Genomic DNA, 19,369 nt, shown 5'->3' with positions numbered 1-19,369 from the left:
GTTCCTAGTCTCGTGGCAGGCCGAGGATGCGCTCGGCGACGACATTGAGCTGGACCTGGGTGGTGCCGCCCGCGATGGTCAGGCAGCGGGAGAGCAGGAAACCGTGCACGGCCCGCTCGCCCGGGCCCTCACGCAACGCGCCTGCGGGGCCGAGGAGTTCGAGCGCGAGTTCGGCGACCTTCTGCTGGTGCGCGGTCTGCACCAGCTTCCGCACGGAGGCGCCCGCGCCCGGTTCCACGCCGGAGACCTGCCGGAGGGTGGTGCGCAGTCCTATGCAGGCCAGCGCGTGCGCCTCGGCGAGCAGGGCTCCCAGGCGGGAATCATCGGCGTCGGCGGAGATCAGTGCCTCGAGGCCCGTGTCGAAGGTCAACTGGTCGGCCATGTGGACGCGTTCGTTGCCGAGCGTGTTGCGGGCGACGCGCCAGCCGTCGTCGACCTCGCCGACGACCGCGTCCGCGGGCAGCAGCACGTCGTCGAAGTAGACCTCGTTGAAGAGGGAGTCCCCGGTGATCTCCTTCAGGGGGCGGATGTCGATGCCGCGCGTGTTCTTCATGTCGACGACGAAGTAGGTGAGCCCCTTGTGCTTGGGCGCCGCCGGGTTCGTCCGGGCGAGAAGGATGCCGTGGTCGGCCCACTGCGCCGCGCTCGTCCACACCTTCTGCCCGTTGATCCGCCACCGCCCGTCGGGCGTCCGCTCGGCGCGGGTCCGCAGCGAGGCGAGGTCGGAGCCGGCGCCCGGCTCCGAGAAGAGCTGGCACCAGAGCAGGTCGCCGCGCAGGGTGGGCAGCAGATAGCGCTCCCGCTGCGTGCCGGTGCCGTACGCGATGAGGGACGGCACGACCCAGGTCGCGATCCCCAGATCACTGATCCGCACTCCCGCTGCCGCCAACTCCTGCTGAAGAGCCAGCTGTTGGACGGGTCCCGCACCGAGTCCGTACGGCGGCGGCAGATGCGGGGCGGCGTGTCCCGTGGGTGCCAGGGACCGGCGTACGGCCGCGGGATCGAGCCCGCGCACCCGGTCGGTCACCCGACGGGCCTCGGCCCGGAACACGTCCGCCTCCGGCGGCAGTTCCAGGCGCAGTTCGCGCCGTACGCCGCCGCGGGCGAGCCGCGCGGCCCGCCGCAGGTGTCCGCCGCCCGCCCCGAGCAGCTGCCGTGCCACCAGGGCCCGGCGCAGATACAGATGGGCGTCGTGCTCCCAGGTGAACCCGATGCCGCCGAGGATCTGGACGCAGTCCTTGGCGCAGGAGCAGGCGGCGTCGAGGGCGGCTCCGGCGGCGAGGGACGCCACCAACTCCCGTACACCGGACGGCTCCTGCCCGGCTCCGGAAGGCTCCTGCCCGGCGCGTGCCGCGTCCCAGGTGAGGGCCCGCGCCTGCTCCAGCCGGACGAGCATGTCGGCGCACAGATGCTTGACGCCCTGGAAGCGGCCGATGGGCCGGCCGAACTGCTCGCGGACCTTGGCGTGCCCTGCCGCCGTGTCCAGCGCCCATGCCGCGGTGCCGCAGGCGTCCGCGGCAAGGACGACGGCGGCGAGGTCCCGCACCAGCGACGGGTCGACCGCGAGGACGCGGTCGGCGGGGACCCGCACCCCTTCCGCCCTGACCTCGGCGGTCGCGCGCGTCGGATCGGCGCTCTCGTGCGCCCGGACGACGAGATCGGCGGCGTCCACGACCAGCCAGAGAACGCCCCCGGACGCGGTGTCCCCGTGTGACGCCGTGCCGTCGCCCGACGCCACGCCCCCGCCTGCCGCCGTCTCTCCGCGGGACACCGTGTCCCTGCCGGACGAGCCGCCTCTTCCCGATGGCGCGGCACCGTCGGACGACAGGTCCGCACCCGCCTCCGCGCCAGGCCGGGACCCCGCGGCCCCGCGGGCCGCCGCGCCATCGCCGGACATCGTCCCCCCGTCGCACGACGCCGCCAGGACGAGCACGTCCGCGTCGGCGCCGGACAGCACGGGTGGCGCCGTCCCGTCGAGCACGTACCCGCCGTCCGCCGCCCGGGCCGTCAGGGAGCCGGCACCGAACGCGACGGCGCCGATGCGCTCCCCGCGGCCCAGGGCCCGTACGAGATCGCCGCGCCCCGCCGCTCGTACGGCGTCGCCCGTCCCGCCGGCGACCTCCGCCGTCAGTACCGCCGACGCCAGGACGTTCGCGACGAACGGTCCCGGCAGCGCCGCCCGCGCGGCCTCCTCCACGACGACGGCGAGGTCGACGAGGTCGCCGCCGCCACCGCCGTACGCCTCGGGAAGGTGCGCGGCGAGGAGCCCCTGTGCGGCGAGCGCGTCCCAGAACGGTGGTCTGCCGCCGCCGGGGGCGTCCAGGAGTTTGCGGACCTCCTCGGGCGGCACGGCCCGGGCGATCCAGCCGCGTACGGCCTCGGCCAGCTCCCGCTGCTCCGGCGTGATCGCGATGCCCATGCGTGCCTCCCCAAAGGCCCAAGGTGCGTGGATCCGCGCCAGACTAGAACACGTTTCATTCTGACGGTAGGTCAGATACCCATGGATCGGTCAAGAATTCGTTAGTACGCCGAAGCATCGGAATAGTTGCCCAGGCGCACCGGGTTCCCCCTGCACGTATCCCGCGCGGATCACCCGACCGACGTCCCCGTGTCCACATGGATCACCCGACCGACCGTCCCCGCATCCGCACGGATCACCGCTCGCTTCTCCCCCGAGCACCCCCCTTTCTTACGGCCTGGAGGCCCCACGCGATGACGCACACGACGACCGACCAGCCCGCACGGAGGCCGAGCGGCGCGACCGTGCCGGTGCTCGCCTTCGCGGGCATCGTTGTCGCGGTGATGCAGACCCTGCTCGTCCCGGTCATCAAGGACCTGCCGACGCTGCTGAGCACCGAGCCCAGCAACGCCACCTGGGTCCTGACCTCGACCCTGCTCTCCGGTGCCGTGGCCACGCCGATCATGGGCCGCCTCGGCGACCTCTTCGGCAAGCGGCGCATGCTGCTGACCAGCCTGGCCGTGATGGTGGTCGGCGCACTGGTCAGCGCGCTGAGCAGCACCCTGCTCCCGATGATCGCGGGCCGTACCCTCCAGGGCTTCGCGATGGGCGCGATCCCGCTGGGCATCGGCCTGATGCGCGACATGCTGCCCCGCGAGAAGCTCGGCTCCGCGATGGCCCTGATGAGCTCCTCCATCGGCGTCGGCGGCGGGCTCGCGCTGCCCGCCGCGGCCCTCGTCGCCCAGCACGCCGACTGGCACGCCCTCTTCTACGGCGCCGCGGGCCTCGGAGTCCTCTCGATCGTCCTCACCCTCGCCTTCGTGCCGGAGTCCCCGATGCGCGCCGAGGGCACCTTCGACGTGCTGGGCGCGATAGGCCTGTCGGCCGGACTCGTGCTCTTCCTGCTGCCGATCACCAAGGGCAGCGACTGGGGCTGGACCGCGCCCACCACGCTCGGCCTGTTCGGCGCGTCGGTCGCCGTGCTCCTGCTGTGGGGCGTGATGGAGCTGCGCCTGAAGGCTCCGCTGGTCGACCTGCGCACCACGGCCCGCCCCGCGGTCCTCTTCACCAACCTCGCCTCGATCATGGTCGGGGTCTCTTTCTACGTCGTCTCGCTGGTCCTGCCGCAGCTGCTCCAGCTGCCGGCGTCCACCGGCTACGGCCTCGGCCAGTCGATGGTGACCGCGGGTCTGCTCGTGGCACCGCTCGGCCTGACGATGATGGTCACCGCCCCCGTGTACGCCCGGCTGTCGGCGAAGTACGGCCCGAAGGTCACGCTGATCATCGGCATGGTGATCAGCGCGATCGGCTACGGCGCGGGCCTCGGCCTGATGAGCGCCGCCTGGCAGTCCCTGGTCATCGCGGTCGTCCTGGGCGCGGGCATCGGCCTCGCCTACTCCTCGCTGCCCGCCCTGATCGTCGGCTCCGTCCCGGCCTCGGAGACGGGCGCGGCGAACGGCCTGAACACGCTGATGCGTTCCATCGGTACGTCCGTGTCGAGCGCCGTCATCGGCATGGTGCTCGCCAACACGGCGAACCACGTCGGCGGGGTCGCGGTCCCGACCATGCACGGCTTCCGCGTGTCCTTCCTGATCGCCACGGGCGCGGTCGCGGTCGGCCTGCTCATGGCCCTGTTCCTGCCCGGCCGGCCCCCGGCGACCAAGCCCCAGCTGCGTGCCAGCAGCGAGGAGGACGCCGCGCTGGAGCGGGCGCACGAGGTGCTCGGCGGCTTCCGCGGCCGGGTCCTGAACTCCGAGGGCACCCCGGTCGCCCGCGCCAAGGTCACCCTGATCGACCGGCGCGGCCGCCAGGCGGGCGCCACGCTCTCCGCCGAGGACGGCAGTTACGCGCTCGCCGTGCCGGCCCAGGGCCCCTACGTGCTCGCCGCCCGGGCCACCGGCCACGGCCCGCTCGCCTCGTCGGCGACCCACGCGGGAGACGACCGGCCGGTCGCCCTCGACCTGTCGCTGCCGGGCGAGAACGCCGACGTCACCGCCTGATGCCCGGGCCCTCCGCCCAGTGATCATTGCCACCCCCGCCGCCCACGCGGCGGGGGTGTGGTGCACGATGGGGCGGCCAGGGACCCGTACGCCCGGTTCGTTCGCACCGGATGCCGGCACCGGACGTCCGCGCCCGACGTCCGCACCCGACGTCCGCGCCGGACAGGACACCCGCTGTCCGCGCCGGACATCCGCACGCACTGTTCGCACCCGATGGAGGAGACCCCATGCCCGCGGCACCCAAGCCCGAGATCCTCGCCGCTTTCGAGGCCGCGAAGGGGTTCATGCCCCGGGGTGAGGGACTCGCGCTGTACGAGGCGGCCGTCGAGGCCGGCCGGCTCGGGCTGCCGCTCCTGGAGGTCGGCACCTACTGCGGCCGCTCCACGATCCTGCTCGCCGACGCGGCGCGCGAGGCCGGGGTGACCGCGATCACGGTCGACCACCACCGGGGAAGCGAGGAGCAGCAGCCGGGCTGGGAGTACCACGACCCGTCCACGGTGGACCCGGAGATCGGCCTCATGGACACGCTCCCCACGTTCCGCCGCACCCTCCACCGAGCGGGCCTGGAGGAGCACGTGGTCGCGCTGGTCGGCCGCTCCCCGCAGATCGCCGCCTTCTGGCGCACGCCCCTCGGTCTCGTCTTCATCGACGGCGGCCACACCGACGAGCACGCGAGCGGCGACTACGAGGGCTGGGCACCGCATGTCGCCGAGGGCGGCCTCCTGGTCATCCACGACGTGTTCCCGGACCCCGCCGACGAGTTCACCGGCCAGGCCCCCTACCGCGTCTACCTCCGGGCCCTGGAGTCCGGCGCGTTCACCGAGATCGCGGTGACCGACTCGATGCGTGTCCTGCGGCGAACCGGAGCAGGGATCTGAGCGCCCGGTTAGAGTCGCTGACGTGTCGTACGTAGGTCCTGACTTCGATCCGCCCCAGCCGCGCCGCTCCCGGCGCGGACCTCTCACCGTCGCGCTCGCCGCGCTCGTCCCGGGCGCACTGGCCGGATGGCTGGTGTGGCAGACGGTGGGGGACGATTCCGGAGGCGGGTCCGACCGGGCCGTTCCCGGGTCGTCGTCCTCCGCGCCCGGCTCCGCCTCCCCCTCCGCGCGGCCGTCCGCCTCGGCGACGGACGACGGCAAGCCGGGCAAGTCGTCGACCCCGGCGCCTTCCTCCTCCGCGCCCGCCGCCTCCGGCTCCCTCAAGGGCAAGGTCGTCGTCATCGACCCTGGGCACAACCCCGGCAACTTCCAGCACGCGTCCGAGATCAACCGCCAGGTGGACATCGGGACGAACTCGAAGGAGTGCGACACCACCGGCACGTCGACCAACGCGGGCTACACGGAAGCCCGGTTCACCCTCGACGTCGCGCACCGGATGCGCACGATCCTCGAAGAGCGGGGCGCCACGGTGAAGTTCACCCAGGACGGCGACCGCTCCTGGGGCCCGTGCGTCGACGAGCGGGCCCGCATCGGCAACGCGGCGCACGCGGACGCGGTCGTCTCCATCCACGCCGACGGATCGGCGGCCGGCAACCGCGGCTTCCACGTGATCCTTCCGGGATCGGTGCACGCGAACGCGGCCGACACCCGCCCGATCGTCAACTCCTCCCGCGACCTCGGTGAGCGCGTGGCGGGCCTGTTCGTCCGCGAGACGGGCAGCGCGCCCTCCAACTACATCGGCGACGGCACCGGACTGGTGGTCCGGAAGGATCTCGGCGGTCTCAATCTGTCAACGGTTCCGAAGGTGTTCATCGAGTGCGGCAACATGCGCGATACCAAGGACGCTGCGCTGCTGACCAGTAGCGCATGGCGGCAGAAAGCGGCACGGGGGATCTCTGAGGGAATCGTGAGTTTCCTGCACGGGTAGTGATCTACGGACCGAACCCGGCGGACACCCGGATCGTACGGACGATAGTGTCGTCCGTACGATAAAGGGCCACCCCCGAGCTTCACACCGCGTCCCGACGGCGACACCATGACGGCGACACGGCGAGCAGCGATGCCTCCATCGATGACGAGACGACTGACGAAGGACCTGAAGTGAATATCCGCTCCCTCACTCGAGGCGACGGCGTGGTGATCGGAGCAGCGGTGTTGCTGTTCATCGCGTCGTTCCTGCACACGTTCGACAGCGACGGCACCAACGCTCCCAACGCCTGGGACGACCTCGGGCTGGTGATGAGCATGTACCTGGGTGGCATCGCCGGTGCGGCTCTGATCGTTGTCTCCCGCGCGCTTCCGCAGCCGCGCAAGGTCATCGGCCTCGACCTCGGTCAGCTCGGTGTCGCGCTCACGCTGTTCTCGGCCTGGACCGCGTTCTGGTCGATCATCGACCCGCTGGGCCCGATCGACTCCGACTTCGGAGACGTCGGCGCGGGCGCCGGTCTGATCATCGGCCTCATCGCCACCCTGGTCCTGGCCGGTGCCGCCGTGGCCACCCCGCTCGTCCCCGCGCTCCAGGCCGCCCTCGTCGGTGCCCCCAAGCCGCCGGCCCCCCTGCCCTACGGCGGTCAGCCGCCGGGTGGTTACGGGTACCCGGGTGCCCCGCAGCCGGGTCAGCCCGGTCAGCAGCCCTACGGTGCCCAGCCGCCGCAGCAGCAGGGGCAGCCGTTCGGCGGGCAGCCGAGCCAGCCGTCGGCCCCGCAGACGCAGCAGCCCGCCCAGGACTTCTCGCCGTTCTGGTTCGCCGTGCCGGCGGCGCGGCCGCTGTTCTCGGAGGACGGCGCGCAGACGCCGATCGCCGAACTGGCGCCGGGCACCTGGTACCTGGCCGTCGAGCAGCGCGGTGCGACCCTGGTGGCGCAGACGCAGGACGGCCGTCGCGGCGTGCTGCAGGACACCTCGGGGATCCAGCGCGGCTGACCCCGCCTCATCGCCGACGCACCGGCCCCTCGCCCTTTCCGGCGGGGGGCCGTTGTCGTACAGTCGCAGCACCCCACGAACTGACGGACCGTCAGGACTCTGCTTCTGGAGGCGACATGCGGCTCGGTCTCGCGCTCGGCTACTGGGGGCGCGGCCCCTCGGCAGACCATGTGCCGCTGGCCCAGGAGGCGGAACGGCTCGGCTACCACTCCGTGTGGACCGCGGAGTCGTGGGGCTCGGACGCCTTCACCCCGCTCACCTGGATCGCCGCGCACACCGAGCGCATCCGGCTCGGCACGGCCATCGCGCAGATGGCCGCCCGCTCGCCCACCACCACCGCGATGCACGCGCTCACCCTCGACCATCTCTCGGGCGGGCGCATGATGCTCGGGCTCGGCCTGTCGGGACCTCAGGTCGTCGAGGGCTGGTACGGGCGGCCGTTCCCCAGGTCACCCCTGACCGCGACCCGGGAGTACGTCGATGTCGTGCGCCAGGTCCTCAGGCGCGAGGGGCCGGTCGAGCTGGACGGACGCTTCCACTCCCACCCGTACCGGGGCGCCGACGGGACGGGGCTCGGCAAGGCGCTGAAGCCGATCACGCACCCGCTCCGGGCCGAACTGCCCGTCCTGCTCGGCGCCGAGGGCCCGAAGAACATCGCGCAGACGACCCGGATCGCGGACGGCTGGCTGCCGCTGTACTGGTCGCCGACGCGTCCGCAGGCGTACGAGGCCTCGCTCGCCGATCTGCCCGACGGCTTCCTCGTGGCGCCGATGGCCCGCGCGCACGTCTGCGACGACGTCGCCGAAGGACTGCTGCCGGTCAAGGCGATGCTCGGCTTCTACATCGGCGGGATGGGGCACGCGGCCCGCAACTTCCACGCCGACCTGATGGCCCGGATGGGCTTCGGGGAAGAGGCCCGAAGGATCCAGCGGCTGTTCCTGGAAGGGCGTCGGGAGGAAGCCGTGCTGGCCGTGCCGGACGCCTTCGCGGACGAGATCTCGCTCGTCGGACCACGTGAACGCATCGCCGAGCGGCTGGAGTTGTGGCGCAAGGGCCCGGTGACCGACCTCTTGGTGCTGTCCCCGGACCCGCACACGCTCCGCGTCCTGGCCGAGCTGAACTCCTAGCCGCCGCTGAGTTGGGACGCCGACGGCACCTGGTCCTGTACCTCGGCGCCCGCGCTCTTTCCGGCCGCCTTCACCTTGTTGATGATGTCGTCGAAGGAGTTCACCACGGTGTCGGTGGAGTCGCCCTTGCGCAGCTTGGCGGGCAGGTCCTTCAGCGCCTCGATGCCCACGGCGAGCGGGGCGAGGGCCTTGGAGAGCGTGGGGTCGCCCTGGGCGTTCCTCGTGGCGGCCTTCAGCCGGTTGTACGCGAAGGCGCCCGCGAGCCCGGCCTTGACCAGGGCGACCCTGCGGCCCTTGGCGTCCTTCTTGAACCTGCCCGCCTTCCAGGGTTTGACGATCCACTGGTAGGTGGCGCCGGCCGCGAGCCCCGCGTTCGCCACGAAGCGGGTCTTGGCGAACCTCTGCTTCTCCGCGGACCCGGTCGGGGTCGGGGTGGCGGCCGCCCGCACCACGGCGGCGGTGTCCTGCCCGGAGCCGCCGCCACCACAGGCTGTGGTGGCGCCGAGCAGGGTGCAGCAGAGGGTCAGCGCCACCATCAGGCGCCGCATCGGTACGGGCACGGGATCCTCCGGATGAGGGAACGGTTCTCCCCGGTCCGCCGGTTCTCCCCCGTCTCGGGGGAACACGGCGCTCCCCGGCAGCCTCACCCGGCCCCGGCGGCCACGCCACTTGAGCCCACCCGTTCGGGTTTCATCGAGGATTGACGGGCAACCCGCTGGTCATGTCCCCTCGATATCGCAACGGCTCGAATTCTGCGGGGACGGTCATCGCGATCGTCGCGGATGTTATGGCCGTCATCCTCGGTCTCTGGATTCTGATGTATCTGCTCGATGCCAACCCCGGCAACGATCTCGTGCAGTTCATCCATGACGTGGCAAGCTGGCTGGCCGGCTGGTCGCGTGACCTGTTCACCTTCGACGAGCAGTGGGCGCGTGTCGTCGCCGGCTACGGTCTCGCCGCCGTCGTCTACCTGTTCGTGGGCCACGCGATCGCCAACCGCATGCACCGGCACTGACGGACCGGAGCATCCCGACGGACGTGAGTGTCCCGACGGACCGAGGCGTGCCGACGGTCCGGAACCCCCGGACGGCCCGGCGGCTCCGGACCGTCCGGACGGTTCAGCGGGTCAGGTCGCAGCAGTCCGGGTCCAGGCCGGTCGGAAGGCGCTCGCCGCCGAAGACCGCGCAGGTGGCCTCGTCGCCGCCCAGGGCGGCGACCGCCAGCAGCAGGGAGCCCGCCGTCCAGGTGGTGAGCTCCTCGGGCCAGACGGCCTGGTCCTCGAAGACGTAACCCGTCCAGTACAGACCGGTCTTCGGGTCGCGCAGGTGCTGGATGGACTGGAGAATCTCCAGGGCACGGTCGGACTCGCCCACCGCCCAGAGGGCGAGGGCGAGTTCGGCCGATTCACCACCGGTCACCCACGGGTTGGGAACCACGCAGCGCACTCCGAAACCGGGCACCACGAAGCGGTCCCAGCCCTCTTCGATGCGGGACTTGGCCTCGGCGCCCGTCAACGCGCCGCCGAGTACCGGGTAGTACCAGTCCATGGAGTAGCGGTCCTTGTCCAGGAACCGCTCCGGGTGACGCCGGATCGCGTGCCGCAGTGCTCCGGCGGCCAACTCCCAGTCGGGCTGCGGCTCTTCGCGCTGCTCGGCGATGGCGAGCGCACAGCGCAGCGCGTGATGGACCGACGAGCTCCCGGTCAGCAGCGCGTCCTCGACCGCGGTCCCGTCGTCCTCGCGCTTCCAGCCGATCTGCCCGCCCGGCTGCTGGAGCCGCAGCACGAACTCGACGGCCGCGTAAACGGCGGGCCACAGGCGGTCCAGGAACATGTCGTCGCCGGTCGCCAGGTAGTGGTGCCAGACGCCCACCGCGATGTACGCGACGAAGTTGGTTTCCCGGCCGCGGTCGGTGACATCCTCGAAGTCCCCGTCGGCGTACGCCGCGTACCACGATCCGTCCGCGTTCTGATGCCGTGCCAGCCACGCGTAGGCGCGCTCGGCGGCCTCGTGCTCCCCGGCCGCGTCGAGCGCCATGGCGGCCTCGGTGTGGTCCCACGGGTCGAGGTGGTGGCCGCGGAACCAGGGGATGGCTCCGTCGGGGCGCTGCACCGCGAGGATCCCGCGCACGGTGGCGGCGGCCTCCTCGTCGGTGAGGACCCCGGGCAGGACGAGGTGTTCTGTCCGGGGAGTGGTCACGTGGCGTCCGCCTCGGGGGCGGTCGTCCCGGCAGCGGTCGGCTCGGCGAGCTTCGGCAGGTGCGGCTTGGTCGCGTACGCCACGAAGCTCTTGCCGATCAGCGGGTTGAGCGCCTGCTCGACGACCCGGGTGGCCAGCGGCTTCTTCATGATGTCCCAGACCAGCAGCTTGTGGTACGCCCGCACGGGCAGCGCCTTGTCGTTGTCGACGCCGAACGCGCACTTCAGCCACCAGTACGGCGAGTGCAGCGCGTGGGCGTGGTGGGAGCCGTAGGGCCGCAGGCCGGCCTCGCGGATCTTCCCGAGCAGTTCGTCCGCCTTGTAGATGCGGATGTGGCCGCCCTCGACCTCGTGGTACGCGTCGGACAGCGACCAGCAGACCTTCTCCGGCCCGTAGCGCGGCACGGTGATGGCGATACGGCCGCCCGGCTTGAGCACGCGGACCATCTCGGCGAGAACGCCCTTGTCGTCCGGGATGTGCTCCATGACCTCGGAGATGATCACGACGTCGAAGGACTCGTCGGGGAAGGGCAGCGCGAGCGCGTCGCCCTCCATGGCCGTCGCGGTGGCGCCGGCGGGCGCCTCCCCGGCCTCCTTCATCGCCGCGAACCACTTCGCGACCTCGCGGATCTCCTCGCCGTTCTGGTCCAGCGCCACGACCTGCGCGCCGCGCCGGTAGCACTCGAACGCGTGCCGGCCGGCACCGCATCCGAGGTCCAGAACCCGGTCGCCCGGGGCGAGCGGGAACCGGGAGAAGTCGACGGTCAGCACGTGGCCCTGCTTTCGCGGTTGGCTGCAACTAGTTCTTCGGCGGCGGAAGCCTTGTCCGCTGCCTCGGAGCGGTCGGGGCCCGGGGCCGCCGAGTGTTCGGGGCCGGGCGTGGAGCCGCGCCCGGCCGTGTCCGCGGCGGGGATCGCCCTCCGCGAGCGGGACCGGGACGCGGTGAGGGCCATGGCCTCGCGGTAGTGGGCCACCGTGCCCTCGGCCGCCTTGGCCCAGGTGAAGCGCGCGAGGACGCGTTCGCGCCCGGCGGAGCCGAGCCGCGCCCGCAGCTGCGGGTCGCCGAGGAGCCGGCTCAGGGCCGCGGCCAGCGCCCCCGAGTCGCCCGCCGGGACCGCCAGGCAGGTCTCGCCGTCGGGGCCCGCGACCTCCGGGATCGCTCCGCCGGTGGTGGCCACCAGCGGCGTTCCCGTGGCCATCGCCTCGGCGGCGGGCAGCGAGAAGCCCTCGTACAGGGAGGGCACGCAGGCGACCTCGGCCGAGCGGACGAGGTCGACGAGTTCGGCGTCGGAGATGCCCTTGACGAACTCGACGGCGCCGTCGAGGCCGTACCGCTCGATGGCCTGGGCGACCGGTCCGTCCTCGGCGCGCCTGCCGACGACGACGAGGTGCGCGCCGGGGTGTTCGGTGCGCACCTTCGCGAGCGCCTCGACCAGGAACACCAGGCCCTTGAGCGGCACGTCCGCACTGGACGTGGTGACGATCCGGCCGGGCACCTGGGGCACGGAGGGATCCGGCGAGAAGAGGTCGGTGTCCGCGCCGATGTGGACGACGTGGATGCGGTCCTGCTCGACCCGCAGATGCTCGACGATCTCCTGGCGGGAGGTGCCGGAGACGGTGAGCACGGACGGCAGACGGCGCGCGACGCGCTTCTGCATGCGGGTGAAGGCGTACCAGCGGCGGACGGACGCGCGGCGCTGCCAGCCCTCGGCGGCGTCCAGCTCCAGCTGCCGGTCGACGGTGATGGGGTGGTGGATGGTGGTCACCAGCGGGGCGCCGACATCGCCCAGCAGGCCGTATCCGAGCGTCTGGTTGTCGTGGATGACGTCGAACTCGCCGCGCCGGGCACGCAGATGGCGGCGGGCGCGCAGCGAGAAGGTCAGCGGCTCGGGGAAGCCCCCGGTCCACATGGTGCCGACCTCGAGGGCGTCGATCCAGTCCCGGTACTCGTCGCGCGCGGGGGTGCGGAAGGGGTCGGGCTGGCGGTACAGGTCGAGGCTGGGCAGCTCGGTGAGGCTCAGCTCGGGAAGGCCCTCGTCGAGCACGGGGTAGGGCTGGGAGCCGATGACCTCGACGCGGTGACCGAGTCGGGCGAGTTCGCGCGAAAGGTGCCGTACGTACACACCCTGGCCGCCGCAGAACGGGTTTCCCTTGTACGTGAGGAGCGCGATGCGCAGGGGTCGGTCCCCGTCGGCAGCCGCACCCTTACCGGGGCCCGCCTCCATGGCCTCAGCGGTCACTTCCGGTCCCCTTCTCCCTGCACTTTCCCGCGAGATTACGCCGGGACGCTAATCTAGAACAAGTTTCAGACTTGATCGTTCAAGGAGCATTGAATCTACCGGCAGGTAGCGCCAGTGTGAGCGGTGGATCAGGTGATTCACGCCACGACCGCGCGGCGGGGTCGGCTGGTCGGCTCGGTGGTGCCACACCTCGCCGTGCCGGCTCGTCGCCCCCTCTCGCTGATGTCACGGAACGGACCCATGCCTGCGGAAGCCAGGGCGGACTCGAAGAACGCGCGACCGGCGCCGGGGGCCAGCACGCCCGCCACGCCGGCCACCTCCGCGCGCTCCACCCCGCACCCCATCGCGCATCCCGCCTCTCCCCCGCTCACCGAGCGGCAGGAGGCGCGCCGTCGCCGGATCCTGCACGCCAGCGCGCAGCTGGCCAGCCGGGGCGGCTTCGACGCCGTTCAGATGCGTGAGGTCGCGGAGTCGTCGCAGGTCGCTCTCGGCACGCTGTACCGCTACTTCCCCTCGAAGGTGCATCTGCTGGTCGCCACGATGCAGGACCAGCTGGAGCACATGCACGGCACGCTGCGCAAGAAGCCGCCGGCCGGGGACACGGCCGCGGAGCGGGTGGCGGAGACCCTGATGCGGGCGTTCCGCGCCCTCCAGCGGGAGCCGCACCTGGCCGACGCCATGGTCCGCGCGCTCACCTTCGCGGACCGCAGTGTCAGCCCCGAGGTCGACCAGGTCTCGCGGCAGACCACGGTGATCATCCTGGACGCGATGGGCCTGGACGACCCGACGCCGGCCCAGCTCTCCGCCGTCCGCGTCATCGAGCACACCTGGCACTCGGCCCTGATCACCTGGCTCTCGGGCCGCGCCTCGATCGCCCAGGTCAAGATAGACATCGAGACGGTGTGCCGCCTGATCGACCTGACCGACCCGAAGGGCCGGTAGAAACCCGCCCGCCCGCCCGTCACGGGCACGTTCACCACGCGCCCGCGGGTCGGGCACGACCGCTCGATCCACACGACCTCCGCTCTCCGTCGGTGTCCAGCCGTACGCAGGCGGCGCCGAAGCGCCCCGCGATCCCACCCTCCCCGTCGGGAGTTCGATGCCGGAGCCGGTCCAGGTGTCGCGGGCCGTCGCCCGGTCGCGCAGGATCGTGGCGGCGGCCCCGAGGTTCCGGAACGCGGGATCGCCCTCGCCGCGCGGTGCACGGGCCGCCGCCTCGCGTCGGCTTCCGGGCCGCGGACTTGTGCGCCTCCCCGCCCCGGTCGATCCGCCGAAATCGGCTGGAGGGTATCCGGGGACGGGGAGGTCCCCGCGTGCGGCCCCGCCCCTATTCCTCCGGCGGGAACACCGGCTCGCCGCTGCCCAGCAGCGAGATCATGACGGCCTCGACCGGGCAGCCCTCGGCCGCTTCGAGGATCTTCTCGTTGGCGTCGGTCTCCGGTTCGACCGGGTGGGACTGCATGCCGGCGTCGAGGCGGAAGGCGTCCGGGGCGTGGTGGACGCACTGGGCGGAGCCGATGCAGACGGAGCGGTCGACCTCGACCTGCCAGCGGTCGCCCATCCTCACGCCTCCCAGCCGGCCGGCAGGTGGATCATCTTGTGCTCCAGGAACTCGCCGTACCCCTCGGGCCCGAACTCCCGGCCCAGGCCCGAGTTCTTGTAGCCGCCGAACGGTCCGAGCATGTCGAGGCTGAAGGTGTTGACCGAGTAGGTGCCGGTACGGACCTGGCGGGCGATGTCGATGCCATGGGCGACGTCGGCCGTCCAGACGCTGCCGCTCAGCCCGTAGTCGGAGTCGTTGGCGATCTTCACGGCCTCGGTCTCGTCGCCGTAGGGGAGCAGACAGATCACCGGGCCGAAGATCTCCTCCCGGGCGATGCGCATCGAGTTGTCGACGTCGCCGAAGAGGGTCGGCTCGACGTACCAGCCGCGGTCGAGGCCCTGCGGACGTCCGCCGCCGGCCAGGATCTTGGCGCCCTCCTCCTGGCCGATGCGGATGTAGTCGAGGTTGCGCCGCCGCTGCCGCTCGGCGACCAGCGGGCCGACCTGGGTGGCCGGGTCGAGCGGGTCGCCGACGACCAGCGCGTTCGCCGCGGCGGCGAAGGCGTCCGCGAACTCGTCGTAGCGCGAGCGCGGTACGAGGATGCGGGTCTGGGCGACGCACGCCTGGCCGTTGTTCATCCAGGCCGCCGAGACGATTCCGGGGACCGAGGTGTCGAGGTCCGCGTCCGGCAGCACCACGGCCGCCGACTTGCCGCCCAACTCCAGGGTCACGCGGGTGAGATGGCGCGCTGCGACCTCCATCACCCGCTTGCCCGCCGCGACCGAGCCGGTGAAGGAGACCTTGTCGATGCCGGGGTGTCCGACCAGGTACTCGCTGACCTCGCGGTCCGCCGGGAGGATCGAGAGCACCCCCTCGGGCAGCCCGGCCTCCTTCGCGATCTCCCCGAGCAGATAGGCGTCCAGGGGCGATTCGGGCGACGGCTTCAGGACGACGGTGCAGCCGGTCAGGAGCGCGGGCGCGAGCTTGGCCGCCGCCACGAACTGCGGGACGTTCCACGGCACCACGGCCGCCACCACGCCCACCGGTTCACGGCGCACCAGAATCCTGCCGAGGACTCCGTCGCGCGCCTCCTCGTACGTGTAGCCGCGCGCGACCGTGATCGCCGCGTCCCACACCATCATCGCGCCGAGGGCCTGCGCGAGGACGCTCCAGGAGTAGGGGGAGCCGTTCTCGGAGGAGATGACGCGGGCGATCTCCTCATGGCGTACGGCGATCGCGTCCTTGATCCGCGTCACGACCGCGATCCGCGCGTCGAGGCTCATACGCGGCCAGGGGCCCTGGTCGAACGCCTCGCGCGCGGCGGCGACGGCCCGGTCGACGTCGGCCGCCGAGGCGTGCGGCACCCGGCCGATGACCTCCTCGGTGTGCGGCGAGATCACCTCGATGACGTCCTTGCCGAGGGGGTCGGTCAACTCCCCGCCGATGAACAGCTGTCCGTGTTCCACGAGCTCGGTCATGGCCGACTGCCTCCAAGGACGCTCTCTGCCACCACTTCTGACGCTTCATCAGATACGAGAACTGATACCAGTTCTCGCCGGATGAGTCCACGGCACGGACGGGGCCGACTCCGCGGACAGAACAGTCGACTCGGGCTCCCATTGGAACTCGTTCTAGTTATAGTGGCGACAACTCGGCGATGGGTGGAAGCGCATGACGCAGGTGACCGATCACGGCGGGGGCGTACGGTCGATCAGGGTCCCCATCCCGGACAATCCGCTCGGCCACACCCTGGTGTACCTGGTCGACACCGACGCGGGACCCGTGCTCATCGACACGGGCTGGGACGACCCCGCCTCCTGGGACACCCTCGTCGAGGGACTCACCGGCTGCGGAACCTCCGTCGCGGAGATCCACGGCGTGGTCATCACCCACCACCACCCCGATCACCACGGCCTGTCGGGCCGCGTCCGCGACGCGTCCGGCGCCTGGATCGCGATGCACGCCGCCGACACGGCGATCGTCCGGCGCACCCGGGAGAACCGGCCCGAGCGCTGGTTCGCCTACATGGCCGCCAAGTTGGCGGCCTCCGGCGCCCCGGAGGAGCACATCGCCCCGCTGCGCGAGGCAAGCACGTCGGTACGCCGCCCCAGCACCCTGCCCGGCTTCTCCCCCGCGCTCCCCGACCGCGAGATCGTCCCCGGCGAATTCCTCGCGCTGCCCGGCCGCCGGCTGCGCGCCGTCTGGACCCCCGGCCACACGCCCGGACACGTCTGCCTCCACCTGGAGGAGGAGCACCCGGCCCGGCTGCCCGGGAACGGACGCCTGTTCTCCGGCGACCACCTGCTCCCGAGGATCACCCCGCACATCGGCCTCTACGAGGACCCGGACACCCACGGGCGTCCCCCCTCCGCGAACGGGATCGAGAGCCTCGGCGAGATCGCCGATCCGCTCGGCGACTACCTCGACTCCCTGGAGCGCGTCGGCCGCCTCGACCCCGCCGAGGTGCTCCCGGCCCACCAGCACGTGTTCACCGACGCCCCGTCCCGGGTCGCGGAGCTGCTCACGCACCACGAGGAGCGGCTCACCGGCCTGCTCACCCTCCTCTCCGTCCCGCTCACGCCGTGGCAGCTCGCCGAGCTCATGGAGTGGAACCGCCCCTGGGCCGACATCCCCTACGGATCACGGAACATCGCGGTCTCCGAGGCCGAGGCACATGTACGGCGACTGGTGAAGCTGGGACGGGCGGAGGCCGTGCCGGGCAGCGACCCGGTGACGTACGTGGCGGTGTGACGCCCCGCCCCGGAACTCAGCGGCTGTGGCTGTGGGCCGCGTAGTCGAGCCCCTCCTCGTACGCCATCGTGCGCCCCTCCTCGTACGCCTTCTCGTACGCCGGGTCGCCGATCTCGCCGCGGACGCGGAGTTCGTGCGAGCGGCGGGTGGCGATCAGATCGGGTGAGTCCATCTGGGCCCGCCCGGTGAGTTCCCACACGCGCTCGCCGATGCCGAGGAGGCGGGCCGCGCGGTGTCCGTCGCCCGCCGCGACGATCCCCGCGGCGAGCACGTCGAGGGCCATCGCCGCGCCCACGGTGTTGTGCAGCAGCCCGTGCCCGGCCAGCGCGGTCCGGGCGTTGTCGAGGGCCGCACCGATGTCCCCGCGGGCCAGATCGATCTGGGCCACGAGCCCGTCGGCGAAGGCTCCCGCCCACGACTCCCCGCACGCCAGGCTCGCCGCGCGCACCTCCTCGGCCACCGCACGCGCCCGTTCCTGCTCCCCGCGCAACAGATACGCGTACGACAGCGCCACCCTGATCTGGAGCTGTGCCGCCCCGAGCCAGTCCCCCCGGACGGGCAGCCGAGGCGCGCCGGCCAGGACGTTGACCGCTTCGGACAGGCGCCCGCTCAGGGCGAGTTGTCCGCCCCGCAGGTACAGCGCGGCCACCACCGCCGCCGGGTCCCCCTCTTCCCTCGCCGCGTCGGCGCAGCGCACCGCCCAGTTGGCCGCGGCCTCCAGATCGCCCTGGAGCAGCGCGACCGCGCCCCGTGTCCACACCGCGCGGGTACGGTCGGGCCCGGGAGCCGAGTCGGCCGCCATCGCCTGGTCGAGACAGTGCCGGGCGTCGCGCACATAGCCGCAGTGCCGCCACAGGAAGCCGATGTCGGACGCCATCGCCAGCGCGACCCGTCCGTCGGACCCGGTGAGCGCGCAGTCCATGGCCGCGCGGAGATTGGCGTGCTCGGTGAGGACGCGCTCGCACCAGGCCGCCTGGCGGGCGGTGTTCCACTCGGCGCAGCCCTGCCGGGCCAGCGACCGGTAGTGGTCGCGGTGGCGCAGCCGTACGGTGCGTTCCTCGCCCAGCGCGCGCAGCCAGTCGGCGCCGAACTCCCGCACGGTGTCGAGGAGCCGGTAGCGGGCGGGGTCGGTGGGGTGGCGGCCCACGATGGACTGCTCGACGAGCCGGGCGAGCAGGCCGGGAATCAGGTCGGCGGGCAGCGGACCGCCCGCGCAGACGTCGGCGGCGGCGCTCACGCAGAAGCCGCCCGCGAAGACCGAGAGCCGGGCCCACAGCAGCCGTTCCAGGGGTGCGCACAGCTCGTGGCTCCAGCCGATGGCCGTCCGCAGGGTCTGGTGGCGGGGCGGCCCGTCGCCCTCGCGCGCGGCGAGCAGGTCGAGCCGGGACGGCAGCCGCTCGCCGAGCAGGCCGCTGAGCTGGTCCAGGGTGATCTCGCCGAGCCGGACGGCGGCGAGCTCGATGGCGAGCGGAATGCCGTCGAGCTGACGGCAGACGGCCTCCACGACGGGACGGTCGGTGTCGTCGAGGCTGCGTCCGGTCTCGGCAGCGCGGTCGGCGAACAGGGCCACCGCGTCGTCGGCGACCGGCAGCGGGTCCAGGCGCAGGACGTGTTCGCCCGGCAGGCCGAGCGGCTCACGGCTGGTGACGAGGACCCGCAGGCCCGGCAGGAGGGGCAGCAGCTCCTCGACGAAGCCCACGCAGTCCGCGAGGACGTGCTCACAGGAGTCGAGGACCAGCAACAGCCTTCTGCCCTCGGCCCATTCGGCGACCACCTCGGTGACCGGCCGTGTCGACCGGTCGGTGAGCCGCAGCGCCTCCACGACCGCGAGGCCCACCAGGCCGGCGGTGTGCAGCGGGGAGAGCTCCACCAGCCAGGCGCCGTCCGGGTACGCGCCTTCGACCCGGCCGGCGGCCCGCAGGGCGAGCCGGGTCTTGCCGACCCCTCCGGCCCCGACCACGCTCACCAGCCGGCCGGCCCCGGCACCCGGATCCAGCTCTCGCTCCAGTCGGCCGAGTTCCTCCAGACGTCCGATGAAACTCCGCGTCTGTGAGGGCAGATTGCCGGGCCGTCCACCGGTCGTCTTGTCGGACACGCTGACCAGTGTGGCCGGATCGCCCGCGCGCGATGCGCCGCTCCACCGACTCGGACAGAAAGCCCGCAGCACAACGCCACTTCCGGGCACCTTGCGA

General features: G+C 72.4%; 16 protein-coding genes. 8 read left to right on the top strand and 8 right to left on the bottom strand.

The features are described 5' to 3' along the window. Positions 1-4: 4 nt before the first annotated feature. Entirely contained in the window at positions 5-2,419 is a 2,415-nt protein-coding gene (locus tag OOK38_RS21345) for an acyl-CoA dehydrogenase (RefSeq protein ID WP_266758164.1), read from the bottom strand. Between the two features lie 293 nt (positions 2,420-2,712). Here OOK38_RS21345 and OOK38_RS21340 point away from each other — a divergent pair, with 293 nt between their 5' ends. The 5 genes from OOK38_RS21340 to OOK38_RS21320 all read left to right on the top strand — a co-directional run bounded on the left by OOK38_RS21340 (position 2,713) and on the right by OOK38_RS21320 (position 8,446). After that, positions 2,713-4,458 (top strand): MFS transporter, encoded by a 1,746-nt coding sequence (locus OOK38_RS21340; protein WP_266848678.1) that lies wholly within the window; start codon positions 2,713-2,715, stop codon positions 4,456-4,458. A 227-nt stretch (positions 4,459-4,685) separates the two neighbouring features. Next, positions 4,686-5,336, top strand: a complete 651-nt coding sequence (locus OOK38_RS21335; RefSeq protein ID WP_266758168.1) for a class I SAM-dependent methyltransferase — start codon at positions 4,686-4,688, stop codon at positions 5,334-5,336. A gap of 22 nt (positions 5,337-5,358) precedes the next feature. Then, the gene (locus OOK38_RS21330; RefSeq protein ID WP_266758170.1) at positions 5,359-6,324 is read left to right on the top strand and encodes an N-acetylmuramoyl-L-alanine amidase; all 966 of its coding nucleotides are present in this window, start codon (positions 5,359-5,361) and stop codon (positions 6,322-6,324) included. A gap of 173 nt (positions 6,325-6,497) precedes the next feature. Next, positions 6,498-7,319, top strand: coding sequence for a DUF5336 domain-containing protein (locus OOK38_RS21325; protein WP_266758172.1), 822 nt, complete (start codon positions 6,498-6,500; stop codon positions 7,317-7,319). 116 nt (positions 7,320-7,435) lie between these two features. Continuing rightward, entirely contained in the window at positions 7,436-8,446 is a 1,011-nt protein-coding gene (locus OOK38_RS21320; protein ID WP_266758173.1) for an LLM class F420-dependent oxidoreductase, read from the top strand. On the opposite strand, the gene OOK38_RS21315 is transcribed toward OOK38_RS21320, so the two are convergent. After that, positions 8,443-9,006: a hypothetical protein gene (locus OOK38_RS21315; RefSeq protein WP_266758174.1), complete on the bottom strand. Its 564-nt coding sequence runs from the start codon at positions 9,004-9,006 to the stop codon at positions 8,443-8,445. The two genes, OOK38_RS21320 and OOK38_RS21315, sit on opposite strands and share 4 nt — an antisense overlap. A gap of 161 nt (positions 9,007-9,167) precedes the next feature. On the opposite strand from OOK38_RS21315, the gene OOK38_RS21310 reads away from it, so the two are divergent. Beyond that, positions 9,168-9,461, top strand: a complete 294-nt coding sequence (locus tag OOK38_RS21310) for a hypothetical protein (protein WP_266758176.1) — start codon at positions 9,168-9,170, stop codon at positions 9,459-9,461. A 103-nt stretch (positions 9,462-9,564) separates the two neighbouring features. Here OOK38_RS21310 and OOK38_RS21305 read toward each other — a convergent pair whose 3' ends face one another. Genes OOK38_RS21305 through OOK38_RS21295 form a run of 3 tightly spaced genes read right to left on the bottom strand, consistent with a single transcriptional unit; the run spans position 9,565 to position 12,883 of the window. Further along, positions 9,565-10,644: a prenyltransferase/squalene oxidase repeat-containing protein gene (locus OOK38_RS21305; RefSeq protein WP_266758178.1), complete on the bottom strand. Its 1,080-nt coding sequence runs from the start codon at positions 10,642-10,644 to the stop codon at positions 9,565-9,567. After that, positions 10,641-11,414: a class I SAM-dependent methyltransferase gene (locus tag OOK38_RS21300; protein WP_266758180.1), complete on the bottom strand. Its 774-nt coding sequence runs from the start codon at positions 11,412-11,414 to the stop codon at positions 10,641-10,643. The genes OOK38_RS21305 and OOK38_RS21300 overlap by 4 nt, the downstream gene beginning before the upstream one ends. Then, positions 11,408-12,883: a glycosyltransferase family 4 protein gene (locus tag OOK38_RS21295; protein ID WP_266758182.1), complete on the bottom strand. Its 1,476-nt coding sequence runs from the start codon at positions 12,881-12,883 to the stop codon at positions 11,408-11,410. Before OOK38_RS21295 ends, OOK38_RS21300 begins: the two co-directional genes overlap by 7 nt. Before the next feature lie 240 nt (positions 12,884-13,123). Here OOK38_RS21295 and OOK38_RS21290 point away from each other — a divergent pair, with 240 nt between their 5' ends. Next, on the top strand, positions 13,124-13,825 hold the full coding sequence (locus OOK38_RS21290) for a TetR family transcriptional regulator (protein ID WP_266758184.1): 702 nt from the start codon (positions 13,124-13,126) through the stop codon (positions 13,823-13,825). Between the two features lie 385 nt (positions 13,826-14,210). Here OOK38_RS21290 and OOK38_RS21285 read toward each other — a convergent pair whose 3' ends face one another. After that, complete coding sequence (locus OOK38_RS21285) at positions 14,211-14,444, bottom strand: ferredoxin (protein WP_261708451.1); 234 nt, start codon at positions 14,442-14,444, stop codon at positions 14,211-14,213. A 2-nt stretch (positions 14,445-14,446) separates the two neighbouring features. Next, positions 14,447-15,904, bottom strand: coding sequence for an aldehyde dehydrogenase (locus OOK38_RS21280; RefSeq protein WP_266758187.1), 1,458 nt, complete (start codon positions 15,902-15,904; stop codon positions 14,447-14,449). Positions 15,905-16,097: 193 nt separating this feature from the next. Here OOK38_RS21280 and OOK38_RS21275 point away from each other — a divergent pair, with 193 nt between their 5' ends. Beyond that, the gene (locus tag OOK38_RS21275) at positions 16,098-17,177 is read left to right on the top strand and encodes an MBL fold metallo-hydrolase (RefSeq protein ID WP_266758188.1); all 1,080 of its coding nucleotides are present in this window, start codon (positions 16,098-16,100) and stop codon (positions 17,175-17,177) included. Positions 17,178-17,193: 16 nt separating this feature from the next. Here the strand turns inward: OOK38_RS21275 and OOK38_RS21270 are convergent, their stop codons facing one another. After that, complete coding sequence (locus OOK38_RS21270; protein WP_266758190.1) at positions 17,194-19,272, bottom strand: NB-ARC domain-containing protein; 2,079 nt, start codon at positions 19,270-19,272, stop codon at positions 17,194-17,196. Positions 19,273-19,369 lie beyond the last annotated feature (97 nt).

Source organism: Streptomyces sp. NBC_00568 (assembly GCF_026341855.1).
Classification (GTDB): domain Bacteria; phylum Actinomycetota; class Actinomycetes; order Streptomycetales; family Streptomycetaceae; genus Streptomyces.
Note: the sequence above shows the minus strand (reverse complement) of the source record. Positions and strands in the feature narration are given on the sequence as shown.

Bases quoted from the DNA above. Each gene is read 5' to 3' on its own strand.
- OOK38_RS21290 (WP_266758184.1), top strand. From the start codon at position 13,124: ATGCCTGCGGAAGCCAGGGCGGACTCGAAGAACGCGCGACCGGCGCCG.
- OOK38_RS21275 (WP_266758188.1), top strand. From the start codon at position 16,098: ATGACGCAGGTGACCGATCACGGCGGGGGCGTACGGTCGATCAGGGTC.
- OOK38_RS21345 (WP_266758164.1), bottom strand. From the start codon at position 2,419: ATGGGCATCGCGATCACGCCGGAGCAGCGGGAGCTGGCCGAGGCCGTA.
- OOK38_RS21285 (WP_261708451.1), bottom strand. From the start codon at position 14,444: ATGGGCGACCGCTGGCAGGTCGAGGTCGACCGCTCCGTCTGCATCGGC.
- OOK38_RS21320 (WP_266758173.1), top strand. From the start codon at position 7,436: ATGCGGCTCGGTCTCGCGCTCGGCTACTGGGGGCGCGGCCCCTCGGCA.
- OOK38_RS21280 (WP_266758187.1), bottom strand. From the start codon at position 15,904: ATGACCGAGCTCGTGGAACACGGACAGCTGTTCATCGGCGGGGAGTTG.
- OOK38_RS21340 (WP_266848678.1), top strand. From the start codon at position 2,713: ATGACGCACACGACGACCGACCAGCCCGCACGGAGGCCGAGCGGCGCG.
- OOK38_RS21335 (WP_266758168.1), top strand. From the start codon at position 4,686: ATGCCCGCGGCACCCAAGCCCGAGATCCTCGCCGCTTTCGAGGCCGCG.
- OOK38_RS21310 (WP_266758176.1), top strand. From the start codon at position 9,168: ATGTCCCCTCGATATCGCAACGGCTCGAATTCTGCGGGGACGGTCATC.